This is a genomic window from Micromonospora sp. NPDC049301 (genome assembly GCF_040678715.1).
Taxonomy (GTDB): domain Bacteria; phylum Actinomycetota; class Actinomycetes; order Mycobacteriales; family Micromonosporaceae; genus Micromonospora.
The window spans coordinates 366,203-379,157 of the sequence record NZ_JBFAQO010000002.1 but is presented as its reverse complement, the minus strand read 5'-3'; the positions used below and the strand labels follow the sequence as shown (position 1 = coordinate 379,157).

Below are 12,955 nucleotides of genomic sequence, written 5' to 3'. Positions count from 1 at the left end.
TTCCCGTGTGCTCAGGGGCGTCGTGTGGCGCGTACGACGACGTCGTGCAGCGGGGTCGCCTGGCCCTCGGGGCCGGTGACCGTGCGGAGGTGCTCTTCGGCGGTGACCACGGTCCACCGTGCGCTGTCCAGGCCGGCGGTGATGTCGCCGAGGGTGACCGACGCCTCGGCGGGCGGGTGGTGCCCGTGCTCGGTGGCCGCCGAGGTGTGCAGGTGCCCGACGATCAGCAGGGTGCCGCCGGGCGCGACCCACCCGGAGACACGGTCGTAGAAGGCCAACTGCGGCATCGCCGGATGCGCGTAGTGCGTCGTGACCAGGTCGAACGGCATGGGCGCGTCCCAGACGGTCAGGTCCGCTTCGACCCATCGCACGCGCGCGGAGACCTCGCTGTTCGTCGCGCGCTCGGCGGCGCGGGCGAGGGCCTCGGGGGCGATGTCGACCGCGGTGACGTCCCAGCCGTGGGAGGCGAGCCAGATCGCCTCGACACCGGTGCCGCACCCGGCATCCAACGCCGTGCCCGGCGTCAGGCCGCCGGTCTCGTGCGCGAGGTACGGGTTCGGGGCGCCGCCGTCCGTGGTTCCGGGACCGCTGCGGCGCGCCTGGTGCCAGTGCTGATCCCAGTAGTCCTTGTCGAATCCGTGCATCTCGCGCGTCCCCTTCACCGTCATCGGCCGTCCGCGGCGATCGTGCGCCCCAGCGGAGCAGAACCGCAAAGACTTTTGCCAAATGGCAAAGTGGGGGCATGGATGACCAACTGGACCGCACGCTCGACGCGGTCGGGCCGAGGTTGAAGCACCTGAGGCTCCGCCGCAACAGCACGCTCACCGACCTCGCCGAGGAGACCGGCATCTCCGCCAGCACGCTGTCCAGGCTCGAAGCGGGCCTGCGGCGCCCCACGCTCGAACAGCTCCTCCCGCTCGCTCGCGCGTACGGCGTCACTCTCGACGAACTCGTCGACGCGCCGCCAACCGGAGATCCCCGCATCAACCTGCGCCCCATCGCCTTCGGCGACGGATCGACCGTCCTGCCCCTGACCCGCAGGCCCGGAGGTATCCAGGCCTACAAGTTCGTCCTCCCGACCGGGGCCGACGACCGCGAACCGGACCTGCGCACCCACGAGGGCTACGACTGGGTCTACGTCCTCAACGGCACGCTGCGCCTGGTCCTCGGTGAGCACAACCTCATCCTCGAGCCCGGGGAGGCCGCGGAGTTCGACACCCGCACCCCGCACTGGTTCGGGGCCACCAGCTCCGGTCCGGTCGAGTTCCTCAGCCTCATCGGCAAGCAGGGCGAACGCGCGCACGTCCGCGTCGCACCGAAACCCGGCCAGTCCCGGTAGAGGCTGCGCGTCCCGCCCGGCCAACCCGGCGGCACGGGCACCGTCGACTTCCTCCTCGCCTAGGCGTGACTCGGACCGGCCGTCGCTGGCTCCATCTCGGGTAGCGGTGCGGGGACCGGGCGGCGGGGCAGCAACAGCGGGCTGGCGAGGATGAGCAGCCCCGCGACCGCGATGGCCGTGCGGGGGCTGGTGGCGTGGGCGAGCAGTCCGCCGAGCGCGCTGAGGACGGCGATGCAGGCGCTGCTGCTGATCGACCAGGCCGACAGGGTGCGGGCGGTGCGGTCCGTGGGCGTGTGTTCGAGTCGGTAGGTGGCGAGTACCGGGTTGTACAGGCTCATGCTGATGATGATCGCGAATTCGACGGCGATCACCGTCGCGAGGCCGGCGAGACCGGGCTGGACGAAGGCGAGGCCGATCAGCCAGACCGCGCGCAGCGTGCCCACCGTCCGGAGGATCCGGTGTTGGCCGTAGCGGGCCACGACACGGCGGGCCAGGCGTGAGCCGATGAGTCCGCCGACGCAGGGGACGGCGAAGGCGAGGCCGTACTGCCAGGGTGGAAATCCGAGTTCACCGAGCAGCAGCACGGCCAGCAGCGGCTCGGTGGCCATGATCAGGCCGCTGACGAGCAGCTGGTTGGCGTAGAGCGCCCGCAGGCCGGGGTGGCCCAGGATGTGCCGCCAGCCCTCGCGCAACTCGCGGGCCCGGACCCGGCGCTTGCCGGTTCGCCGCGGATGTTCCTCCCGGCCGCGGATCGCGGTGATCCCCAGCGCGGACAACAGGTAGCTGACCGCATCGGCCACCACGGTCGTGACCGGCCCGAACAGGCCGACCGCCGCCCCGCCCAGCGGCGGCCCGACGGCGATGGAGCTCCAGGTCGTCGACTCGAACCGCGCGTTCGCCACGAGCAGCTCGTCCGGCCGGACCAGGGTCTTGAGGTAGGCGCCGCTCGCCGCGCCGAAGGCGATCTTGGCTGCGGCGAGCACGACCGTGACGACCAGCAACTGGACGAAGCTGAGTCGGCCGCAGGCGTAGGCGATCGGGATCGTCATCAGGACCGCGAACCGGGCCAGGTCCAACGCGATCATCACGGGCCGCTTGCGGCGAAACTCCACCCACGGCCCGAGCGGCAACGCGATGAGCGCGCCAACCGCCGGCCCCACCGCGGACAGCGCGGACACCTGGGCGGGGCCGGCATGCAACACCAGCACGGCGATCAGCGGCAACGCACCGAACCCCAGCCCGGAGCCGTAGGCGCTCACCGCGTAGGCCGCCCACAACCACCGGAACTGCCGGCCCAGGGATCGGCTGGCCACCAAGCTGCGCACCTCCCGCCACCCACAACGAGCCGTTGCTCGCTGTGATCAAAGCAAGGCCGGAGGTGGCAGATCAAACAGCCGGATCAGGAGTACATCAGGTGCAGCGTCATCCCGGCGTCGGCGTGCGCCAGATTGTGGCAGTGGTTGGCCCACATTCCCGGGTTGTCGGCCCGGAACGCCACCTCCCACACCTCGCCGGGGCGGACGTCGAAGGAGTCCAGCCACAGCGGGCTTCCGGTCGCCGGCCGTCCGTCGCGGGACAGCACCAGGACGTGATGGCCGTGCAGGTGCCACGGGTGCACGATCTGCGACCTGTTGACGATCGTGAACCGGACGACGTCGCCGAGGCGTACGACCTGGGAAGGGATGTCCGGGTCGGCCGCGCCGTTGACGGTGTGGGCGTACCGGGGAAGCAGTCCGCGCAGGTCGAGGCCGCGGTCGAGAACGAGGGTGAACGTCCTGTCGAACCGGGACCACGGCACCGGAGATGCGGCGCCGTAGGTGAGTGGATCCAGCACCGGCCACGCGTCGTCCGGCGCCGACACCGGTCCGGTCGACCAGACCGCCCGTCCGTCGACGAACAGCGCCACCGGTGTGGCGGGCGCGGTGAACACCAGGTCGTAGCGGCCCCCGGCCGGGATCAGCACGGTGGTGTCCGCGAGCGGGGTCGGGCCCCGCAGGTCGGATCCGTCGATCGCGGCGACCCGGAACGGGGTCCCGGCCAGGGCGTACCGGTGCGTCGTGCTGTCGGTGTTGATCAGCCGCAGCCGCACGGGCGCTCCCGCCTCGACCGACTCCGTCCTCGGTGCGGGCAGCGGCAGGCCCTCCAGCGTGTGCACCGGCACCGTGACGTCCACGCCGGCCGCCGGCGCCGGGCGCACCACCAGGACGCCGTAGAGCCCCATCCGCACGCCGACGTCGGAGACCGCGTGCGTGTGGTACCAGTACGTCCCGACCTGATCGGCGCGGAACCGGTAGACGAACTCCTGGCCGGGCAGCACCGCCGCCTGCGTCACGCCGGGCACCCCGTCCTGACCGTTCGGCACGTCGTACCCGTGCCAGTGCAGCGTGACGCCCCGCGCGATGTCCCGGTTGCGCAGGGTCACCTCCAGCACGTCGCCGACGGTGGCGGTCAACTCCGGTCCGGGAACCTGCGCGTTGAACGCCCACGCCGCGACGTCCCGGCCGCTCACGCGCGCCGTGGCGGTCCCGGCCGTCAGGGTGAACCGCCGCGTCGGTTCGCCCACGGTCCGCGCGTCCCCAGCTTGATGATCATGCGGTACGGCCGGAGCGGCGTTCGGGGCGACGGCCAGCCCGGTTCCGGTCACCAGCGCCGCGACCGCCACCACGACGGCTGCCCGGGACACCGTCCGGGACGGGCGCGCGCCGAGGACGCGCCACGACACGGCGGTCGCCGTGACGACCCCGGCGACCGCGAGCAGTCCCGCGCCCGCCGACGCCGGATAGCCGTGCAGGACCGTGACGAGCAGACCGCCGCTCACGGCGTACCCGGCGAAGAGAAGCGGGAGCGCGACGGACCGGATGTCGCCCGGGGGCCGCAGCAGCCGCGGCCCGGCGACGGCCACCGCCGCGAGCGACAGTGGGGCCGCGATGAGGACCTTCTCCGCCGCGAACCACCAGCCGGCGCGGGCGAGCGCGGTGATCGTGATCGCGCGGGCGAGCGTGGCGAGCAGCGCGAGGACGGCCAGTCCCAGCGCGAGTGGGCGACGCCGGGCGACCGACGCGGCACCGCCGCCCAGCCATCCCGCGGCGGCCAGGAGCGCGATCACGAGGTCGGCCGCGAGCAGCGAACCGGTGGTCACGCCGGCTCCCCTTCCCGGACGGTCACCCGCGTGACGTCGGCCGGCACCGGGTCGGCCAGCTTCCGCGCGGCCCGGAGGACGCCGACCACGACGTGCACCGCGATGATCCCGTTGACCGCGTGCAGCCCGGCGATGGTCAGGCCGAACGGTGTACTGGCGCCCGCGGCGTCGGTGGAGCCGTTCGCGAGCGCGGCGGTGAGCGCCTGCACGACGACGAGGCCGAGCGGCAGGACCGTCAGTCCGATGAGCCGGCCCGGGGCCCTCGCCAGCGCGGCGAACAGGATGGTCAGCAGGGTGAGAACGGGGATGATCGCCATCCCGTTGACGCTGTGCAGCGCGTACGCGCCGTCGCCCCCGGGTGTCGTGAACGCGCCCACAGCGGCGAAGACGAACTGCAGGGCGAACGAGACGAGCAGAAGGGCGCTGACGACGACAAGGGCCTTGCGCATGGTGACCTCCTAGAGATGGGCCGAGGACAGTGACCGGGCGACGTGATCGGTGGCCGTGATCGCGCCGTACGCGACCAGCCGCACGAGATCGGCGTCGGCCGGATGGGAGAGCCGCCAGAGGCCGACGTCGCCCACGCTGATCGCGCTGGGCGCGAACGCCGCCAGCAACGCGATCCGCGTCCCGACGCGGTCCGCGCCGGGCACGTCCCGGACCAGGTCGACGGCCCAGTCACCGGGCCGGGCCGGGAATAGCCCGTCCTCCCAGCGCACGGTGGCCGCGACGGTCTGGCGCGCCACGTCGCCCAGGAGGTCCCCGCCCCGCGTGGCGGCGTCCCGCAGTGCCGCGTACGCGACGCCGACCGCGCTGTCCCCCGCCCACGCCGGTGGCGCGGTCGTGCCGACGTCGAGGAGCGCGAGGCTGCCGCCGGGCTCCTTCGACTCCCGCGCCGTCCGGGAGTAGAGCCGGCCCCCGACCGACCGCACCAGCGGGGAGCGTTGCAGGCCGCCGGGCAGCAGATCGGGGTCGAGCAGCGCCGAGACGATCCGGTTGATGAAGTGGAAGGCGAGCAGGGTGCCGGTGATCTCGGGGCCGTACGGGCTGGTCCAGCCGGCGGTCCCAGGGCTGCGGCTCGCCTCCGCCCAGCGCACGAGCTCGGCACGCGTCGGCTCCGGTGGCGTCCCGCCCCGGGCGATGGCCTCGGCCAGCGCGTGTTCGCCCAGCGCGTGCAGCAGCATCACGTGGGCGTCGAGGCAGAACCGACAGCGATTGGCCCGGGACACCGCCGACGCGACGAGTTCACGGTCGACCCGGGACGTGTCCCCGGCGAGCAGGGCCTCCCGCATCAGCGCCCAGGTCGCGGCCAGCACCTCCGGCACCGCCGAGAGCGCCTGGAAGGTGGGCAACGGCCCGAGGAACTCGTCCGACAGTTGCCGGTAGACCTCCGCGGTAAGACCGGTCGCGGCCGACGCCTTCGCGGGGGTGAAGAAGCGGTATGTCATGGGCTCGATGCTCGCCTTGACGGGCCGGGAACGTCGTACCGTCGCAGGCACTTGCCGTCCACCGATACCGCGTCCGCAGTACGCCCCTCTACCGCAGTCGGTAGATGTTCCCCGATGACGGCCCGTTCTACAGTTCGACCATGCGCCGCGATCTCCCGTACGCCCTCAGCGGCCTCGCCCTCGGGGGCCTCCTGCTCGGCAACGCCGCGCTCGCACCGGACGCCGCACCGGTTCGGGCGCTCGACGTCGCCCTGGTGCTGGCCATGGCGGCGGCCCTGGCGGTGTGCCGGCGGTACCCGGTCGTGGCGTTGAGCGTGGTGACCGCCGCCATGCTGGCCCTCCACGTCCGGGTGCACCCCGGGGTGTCGGCCGCGTTCCCCGTCCTCGGCGCGGTCTACGTCGCCGCCTGGCGGGGACGCCGATCGGCCGCCGTCCTGGCCAGCCTCCTCTTCCTCGGCGGCTTCCTGGCCCGCGACATCTCGGTCGCGCCCGCCGACCGGCCCGGCCAGCTGATCGCCGAGCGGTCCGCGCTGCTGCTGGGCTGGTTCGTGGCGGCCAACGTCGCCGGGCTCGTCGCGCGGCAGCGCCGGGCGTACCTGGAACAGGTCGAGCAGCGGGCGATCGAGGCCGAACGCACCCGCGAGGAGATGGCGTTGCGTCGCGCCGGGGAGGAGCGCCTGCGCATCGCCCGGGACCTGCACGACTCGCTGACCCACAGCATCTCCGTGATCAAGGTGCAGGCCGGGATCGCCGTGCACCTGGCCCGCAAACACGGCGACGAACCGTCGGCCACGCTGCTGGCGATCCAGGAGGCCAGCAGCGCCGCGATGCGGGAACTCCGCACGACACTCGACGTCCTGCGCTCCCCCACCGACGGCGACCACGTCGGACTGGCCCGGGTGGATGAGCTCGCCGAGCGGACCAGGGCGGCCGGCGTACCCGTGCAGGTGACCGTCACCGGTCAACCCCGGGACCTGCCCGCCGAGGTCGACCAGGCCGGGTATCGCCTCGTCCAGGAGGCCCTGACCAACGTGGCCCGCCACGCCGGCCCGGCCACCGCGCAGATCCACGTCGAGTACGCCCCGGCACAGCTGACCGTCTCGGTCACGGACGACGGCCAGGCCTCGCCGGCCCGAGCGACGACACCGGGTGTGGGCCTGCGCGGCATGCGGGAACGGGTGACCGGGCTGGGCGGCACACTGCGGGCCGCCGCCCGCGACGGCGGCGGGTTCGCGGTACGGGCCACGTTCCCGCTGGACGCGGCATGACCGAGCGCTCGCGCGGGGAGGAGCCGGCATGATCCGGGTGCTGCTCGCCGATGATCAGGCGCTGATGCGAGCTGGATTCCGGGCGCTGCTCGACGCCGAGGACGACCTGGAGGTCGTCGGCGAGGCCATCGACGGCACGTCAGCCGTCCAGCTGTCGCGTCGCCAGCGCCCGGACGTCGTGCTGATGGACGTGCAGATGCCGGGACTCGACGGCATCGAAGCCACCCGGCGTATCGCCGCTGATCCCGACCTCGCCGCGATCCGCGTCCTCATCCTCACCAACTACGGGCTCGACTCCTACGTCTTCGCCGCACTCCGCGCGGGCGCCAGCGGTTTCCTCCTCAAGGACGCCGACCCCGCCGACCTGCTGCAGGCCATCGCCGTCGTGGCTCGCGGCGACGCGCTGCTCGCCCCGGCCGTCACCCGTACGCTCATCAGCGAGTTCGTGGCCGGCCCGTCGCCGGCCGAGCCAGCGGCGGGACGCGACGTGCTGACCGCCCGCGAGCAGGAGATCGTCGAGCTCGTCGCCCGGGGGCTGAGCAACGACGAGATCGCCTCACACATGGTGATCAGTCCGTTGACCGCCAAGACACACATCAACCGGGCGATGACCAAGCTGCACTGCCGCGACCGCGCCCAGCTGGTGGTGTGGGCGTACGAGTCGGGACTGGTCACGCCACGTCGCCGGTGACACGGCATCGTCGTGCGTCGACGACGCCGTGCCCGTCGAGCCCTCTCCAGGGGTGGGCATCAGATGGTGATGACGACCTTCGCCCGCGCGTGCTCACCTTCGAGGTACCGCATGGCCTGGGGCACCTCGTGGAGCGGATAGGTTCGGTCGATCACCGGGGTGAGGCGGCCGCTCTCGGCGTGGGCGCGGAGCGTGTCGAGGTGCCGCCGGCTGGGTGCGGTCGTCAGTATGGCGATGCGGTGGCGGACGAAGGGTGCCAGCAGCCGCCCGCGCACGATGAGACCCATCGGCCCGATGAGGCTGCCGCCCCGGTAGACGCCGCCGCCGGAGAGCACCAGCGTCCCGGTCGGGGTCAACACGCGCCGGAGCGCGGTGAGCGAGCGGTTGCCGACGAGGTCGAACACGATGTCGTAGCGGCGGGTGTCGTGGGTGAAGTCGTCTCGGGTGTAGTCGAAGACGTGGTCGGCGCCGAGGGAGGACACCAGGTCGACGTTGCGGGTGCTGCACACGCCGGTCACGCTCGCGCCGAGCACCGTGGCCAGTTGGACGGCCAGCGTGCCGACGCCGCCGGAGGCGCCGTTGATGAGGACGCGATGACCGGGCTCGACCTGCGCGACGTCGCACAGGCCCATGAGCGCGGTGATGCCGGCAAGCGGCAGGGCGGCCGCCTGCTGCGGCGTCAGGTTCGCCGGCTTCGCCGCGACCAGGGTCTCGCGTACGCACACGTACTCCGCGAACGCGCCGTTGGCGTCGCCGAGGTCGCCGAAGACGGCGTCGCCCGGGCGCACCTGTTGAACCTGCGGGCCGACGGCCTCGACCCGGCCGGCGAAATCCCGGCCACGGACGCGCGCCCGGGGCCGTGACCGCCCCATCGCCAACCGCGCCATCCGCGGATCGCCACGCATGGCATGCCAGTCGTACGCGTTGAGCGCGGCGGCCTCCACCCGCACCAGCACCTCGTCGCCGGCCGGCACCGGCGCGTCCACGTCGGCGAGCGTGAGTGTTTCCGGTGAGCCGTATCGGTCCTGGACGATCGCCTTCATCATCTACCCCTCCCGTCAGGTGTACGGCGTACACCTTATGGAAAACACGGTAGGTGTACGCCGTACACCTGTCAAGAGGATTAGGGTTCAATCGCCGCCCGAAGATGAGGAGCGAGATGGCTGAGCAGGCTGAGACGCTGCGCCGCGCGCCGCTGAGCAGGGACCGGGTCCTGCACGCGGCCGTCGCTCTCGCCGACGAGGCCGGGATCGAGTCCCTCAGCATGCGCAACCTCGCCCAGGATCTGGGCGTCGTGCCGATGGCCCTCTACAAGCACGTGGCCAACAAGGACGAGCTGCTGAACGGCATGATCGACGTGGTCGTCGGCGAGATCGATCCGCCCGAGCCCGACGCCGGCTGGAAGCAGGTGGTCCGCCGGCGCATCCTCTCGGCGCGGCAGGTGCTGCTGCGCCACCCCTGGGCGCCGCTCGCGATCGAGTCGCGGAACATGGCGACGCCGGCCATCCTGGCGTACCTCGACTCGATGATCGGGACGTTCCGGGCCGGCGGGTTCTCCGTCGACCTCGCGCACCACGTGATGCACGCGATGGGCAGCCGGATCCTGGGCTTCAGCCAGGAGTTGTTCGACCCCTCCCGACGCGCCGGCCGGTCCGGTACGACCGAACCGGAGCCACCGTCAGCCCTCCCACCGGAGATCGCGGCCAGGTTCCCGCACGTCGCGGAGATCGCCATGGCGGCGGCCCACGACGACGAGTCCGTCCTCGGGCAGGGCTGTGACGACCAGTTCGAGTTCGAGTTCGCGTTGGACCTGCTTCTGGACGGCATCGAACGGCTGCACCAGCAGGGCTGGACATCGTCGCCATCCCGGTAGGACGCCAGCACGAGCGGCGAGAGCTTCCCAAAAAGTCCGACGGCCGTGTCGAGAACCGGTGGCTGGCTCCGTCCCCGAGGTGAACGTGACGACAATGGGTCGCACCAGCACCGAGGAGAACACCAGGATGGCCAAGTACCTGCTGCTCAAGCACTACCGCGGCGCTCCGGCTGCCGTCAACGACGTACCGATGGACCAGTGGACGCCGGAGGAGATCTCCGCGCACGTGCAGTACATGAAGGACTTCGCGGCCCGGCTCGAGGGCACCGGCGAGTTCGTCGACGGTCAGGCGCTCGCCCCCGAGGGGACGTTCGTCCGGTACGACGGCGAGGGCCGGCCGCCGGTCACCGACGGCCCGTTCGCCGAGACGAAGGACCTCATCGCCGGCTGGATGGTGATCGACGTCGACAGCTACGAACGCGCCGTCGAGCTGGCCGGGGAACTGTCGGCCGCCCCCGGGGCGGGCGGGAAGCCGATCCACGAGTGGCTCGAACTGCGCCCCTTCCTGACCGAACCGCCCACCATCACGGAGTGACCGTTCTGATGAACGAGGCCCTGCTCCGGAGCCTCACGCCGAGCGTGCTCGGGATCCTCGTGCGCCGCGGAGCAGACTTCGCGGCGGCCGAGGACGCCGTGCAGGACGCGCTGGTCGAGGCGGTCCGCACCTGGCCGGCCGACCCGCCGCGGGACGCGAAGGGTTGGCTGGTCACCGTGGCCTGGCGCCGGTTCCTCGACGCGACCCGGGCGGACGCCGCCCGGCGCCGGCGGGAGGACCTCGTCGACGAGGAGCCGGCGCCGGGGCCCACGCCCGCGGTGGACGACACGCTCCAGCTCTACTTCCTGTGCGCCCACCCGTCGCTGACGCCGTCGTCCGCGGTCGCGCTCACGCTGCGCGCCGTCGGCGGGTTGACCACCCGCCAGATCGCCCAGGCGTACCTGGTGCCCGAGGCGACCATGGCGCAGCGCATCAGCCGGGCCAAGCGCACCGTCTCCGGTGTCCGGTTCGACCAGCCCGGTGACGTCGCCACCGTGCTGCGCGTCCTCTACCTCGTCTTCAACGAGGGTTACTCGGGCGACGTCGACCTCGCCGCCGAGGCCATCCGGCTCACCCGGCAGCTGACGGCGTCGATCGACCATCCCGAGGTGGCGGGGCTGCTCGCCCTCATGCTGCTCCACCACGCCCGGCGCGCCGCCCGGACCGCGCCCGACGGCAGCCTGGTGCCGCTCGCCGAGCAGGACCGCGGCCGATGGGACACCACCTCCATCGCCGAGGGCGTCGAGATCCTCCAGGCGGCCCTCGCCCGCGACCGGCTCGGCGAGTTCCAGGCCCAGGCCGCCATCGCGGCACTGCACGCCGACGCGCCCACCGCCGAGGAGACCGACTGGGTGCAGATCGTCGAGTGGTACGACGAACTCGCGCGCCTGACCGACAGCCCGGTCGTCCGGCTCAACCGCGCGGTGGCCGTGGGCGAGGCGGACGGACCGCGCGCGGGCCTGGCGGCGCTCGCGGTGCTGGACGACTCCCTGCCCCGCTACCTCGCGGTGGCGGCGTACCTGCACGAACGCGACGGCGACCCGGCAACGGCAGCACGCCTGTACACCGAGGCGGCCCGGAAGGCACCCAACCTCGCCGAGCGCGACCACCTCACGCGCCAGGCCGCCCGGCTCAACGCCCGCCGGCGTCGGTGACGGGTCGCGTCACGGACGCTCCCCTCCCCGCTCGTGGGCGTAACGAAGCCCGTCGGCTGCGTACGGTCCGGAAAGTCTCCGGAACTTTCGGTGACACCCGTTCGAATCCCAACCCGCCAGCCGAGGATCAGGTGTGATCGATCCCGATCATGGTTGACCAGATGTGGCAACTGGCCAGGATTAACACTCGCCCTGCGGGAAGCCCCTCGCCCAAGTCGGTCCGCCAGAAGACTTCCGGAAATTATTGACAATCCGACCGCTGGGTCAATACGGTCCCCATCGACGGACCTCAATCACCGTCGATGCCATCCACCGCGACCCACTCCCCCGGTCGTCGTGCAGCACGACCGGCAACCACCACCACGCGGTACGACGCCGATGTCCGGCCACCGTCCCCTGGCCACCGACAGCCCGCCGGGTCGTACCGCACTGCTGGCCTCCCGCCAGCCGTCACGAGGAGGAAGCACGCACATGACCGACACGAACCACACCCCCACCAGACCGAGGAGACGCGGCCGCATACGGCTGCTCGTCGGCGCCGCATGCGCGGCGGTGCTGGCCGTCGGCAGCACGATGCTGGCCACCAACGCGTACGCCGAGGCCGATCGCACCGTCAGCTCGAACTCCACCGGCACGCACAACGGGTTCTTCTACTCGTTCTGGAAGGACAGCGGCAACGCCAGCATGACGCTGCGCGCCGACGGCCGATACTCCAGCAGTTGGGACAGGAGCACCAACAACTGGGTCGGCGGCAAGGGTTGGGCGACCGGCAGCCGACGGACGGTCACCTACTCGGGCAGCTACAACCCGGGCAACAACAACACCTACCTCGCCCTGTACGGATGGACGCGCAACCCGCTCATCGAGTACTACGTGGTGGAGAACTTCGGCAGCTACAACCCGAGCAGCGGCGCCACCCGGATGGGCACGGTCACCACTGACGGCGGCACCTACGACATCCTCCGCAGCCAGCGGGTCAACGCCCCGTCGATCGACGGCACCCAGACGTTCTACCAGTACTGGAGCGTCCGCCAGCAGAAGCGCTCGAGTGGCACCATCACCACCGCCAACCACTTCGACGCCTGGGCCCGCGCCGGTTTGAACCTCGGCACCAACCACAGCTACCAGATCATGGCCACCGAGGGCTACCAGAGCAGCGGCAGCTCCGACATCACCGTCCGGGAAGGCGGTGGCGGCAACCCCGGCCCCGGCCCCACCACCGGCACGCCCGGAACCGGGAACTGCACTGCGACGCTGTCCGCCGGTCAGCAGTGGAGCGACCGGTTCAACCTCAACGTCGCGGTCAGCGGCGCCAGCAACTGGGTCGTCTCCCTCGGCCTGGGCGGCGGCCAGAGTCTGCAGAACAGCTGGAACGCCTCCGTCAGCGGCACGACCGGAACCATCACCGCCAGACCGAACGGCAACGGCAACAACTTCGGCGTGACGATCATGGCCAACGGCAACTGGACCTGGCCGACGGTCACCTGCCGTACCGGCTGACCCCGGCC

Annotated in this window: 13 protein-coding genes; 7 read left to right on the top strand and 6 right to left on the bottom strand. The window is 72.0% G+C overall.

All coding sequences use genetic code 11. The features are described from left to right. Positions 1-11: 11 nt before the first annotated feature. Complete coding sequence (locus AB0K07_RS07975) at positions 12-644, bottom strand: class I SAM-dependent methyltransferase (protein WP_363751864.1); 633 nt, start codon at positions 642-644, stop codon at positions 12-14. 98 nt (positions 645-742) lie between these two features. Between AB0K07_RS07975 and AB0K07_RS07970 the strand changes: the two genes are divergently transcribed. Then, positions 743-1,339 (top strand): XRE family transcriptional regulator, encoded by a 597-nt coding sequence (locus AB0K07_RS07970; protein ID WP_363751863.1) that lies wholly within the window; start codon positions 743-745, stop codon positions 1,337-1,339. A 59-nt stretch (positions 1,340-1,398) separates the two neighbouring features. Here the strand turns inward: AB0K07_RS07970 and AB0K07_RS07965 are convergent, their stop codons facing one another. From AB0K07_RS07965 to AB0K07_RS07950, 4 genes are all read right to left on the bottom strand, one after another. Then, positions 1,399-2,652 carry an MFS transporter gene (locus tag AB0K07_RS07965; RefSeq protein ID WP_363751862.1) on the bottom strand — a complete coding sequence of 418 codons (1,254 nt, stop codon included), beginning with the start codon at positions 2,650-2,652 and terminating at the stop codon, positions 1,399-1,401. Between the two features lie 86 nt (positions 2,653-2,738). After that, positions 2,739-4,478: a multicopper oxidase family protein gene (locus tag AB0K07_RS07960; RefSeq protein ID WP_363751860.1), complete on the bottom strand. Its 1,740-nt coding sequence runs from the start codon at positions 4,476-4,478 to the stop codon at positions 2,739-2,741. Continuing rightward, positions 4,475-4,927, bottom strand: coding sequence for a DUF6220 domain-containing protein (locus tag AB0K07_RS07955; RefSeq protein WP_363751859.1), 453 nt, complete (start codon positions 4,925-4,927; stop codon positions 4,475-4,477). Before AB0K07_RS07955 ends, AB0K07_RS07960 begins: the two co-directional genes overlap by 4 nt. A gap of 9 nt (positions 4,928-4,936) precedes the next feature. Then, positions 4,937-5,926, bottom strand: a complete 990-nt coding sequence (locus AB0K07_RS07950) for a carboxymuconolactone decarboxylase family protein (protein ID WP_363751858.1) — start codon at positions 5,924-5,926, stop codon at positions 4,937-4,939. A gap of 140 nt (positions 5,927-6,066) precedes the next feature. Here AB0K07_RS07950 and AB0K07_RS07945 point away from each other — a divergent pair, with 140 nt between their 5' ends. After that, positions 6,067-7,194, top strand: a complete 1,128-nt coding sequence (locus AB0K07_RS07945) for a sensor histidine kinase (protein ID WP_363751857.1) — start codon at positions 6,067-6,069, stop codon at positions 7,192-7,194. 28 nt (positions 7,195-7,222) lie between these two features. Beyond that, complete coding sequence (locus tag AB0K07_RS07940) at positions 7,223-7,885, top strand: response regulator transcription factor (protein WP_363751856.1); 663 nt, start codon at positions 7,223-7,225, stop codon at positions 7,883-7,885. A 59-nt stretch (positions 7,886-7,944) separates the two neighbouring features. Here AB0K07_RS07940 and AB0K07_RS07935 read toward each other — a convergent pair whose 3' ends face one another. Beyond that, complete coding sequence (locus AB0K07_RS07935; RefSeq protein ID WP_363752785.1) at positions 7,945-8,928, bottom strand: NAD(P)-dependent alcohol dehydrogenase; 984 nt, start codon at positions 8,926-8,928, stop codon at positions 7,945-7,947. A 116-nt stretch (positions 8,929-9,044) separates the two neighbouring features. Between AB0K07_RS07935 and AB0K07_RS07930 the strand changes: the two genes are divergently transcribed. From AB0K07_RS07930 to AB0K07_RS07915, 4 genes are all read left to right on the top strand, one after another. Then, the gene (locus AB0K07_RS07930) at positions 9,045-9,758 is read left to right on the top strand and encodes a TetR/AcrR family transcriptional regulator C-terminal domain-containing protein (RefSeq protein ID WP_363751855.1); all 714 of its coding nucleotides are present in this window, start codon (positions 9,045-9,047) and stop codon (positions 9,756-9,758) included. 127 nt (positions 9,759-9,885) lie between these two features. Then, on the top strand, positions 9,886-10,293 hold the full coding sequence (locus AB0K07_RS07925) for a YciI family protein (RefSeq protein WP_363752783.1): 408 nt from the start codon (positions 9,886-9,888) through the stop codon (positions 10,291-10,293). An 8-nt stretch (positions 10,294-10,301) separates the two neighbouring features. Further along, on the top strand, positions 10,302-11,447 hold the full coding sequence (locus tag AB0K07_RS07920) for a DUF6596 domain-containing protein (RefSeq protein WP_363752781.1): 1,146 nt from the start codon (positions 10,302-10,304) through the stop codon (positions 11,445-11,447). 471 nt (positions 11,448-11,918) lie between these two features. Then, entirely contained in the window at positions 11,919-12,947 is a 1,029-nt protein-coding gene (locus tag AB0K07_RS07915) for a glycoside hydrolase family 11 protein (RefSeq protein WP_363751854.1), read from the top strand. The last annotated feature ends 8 nt before the right edge of the window (positions 12,948-12,955 follow it).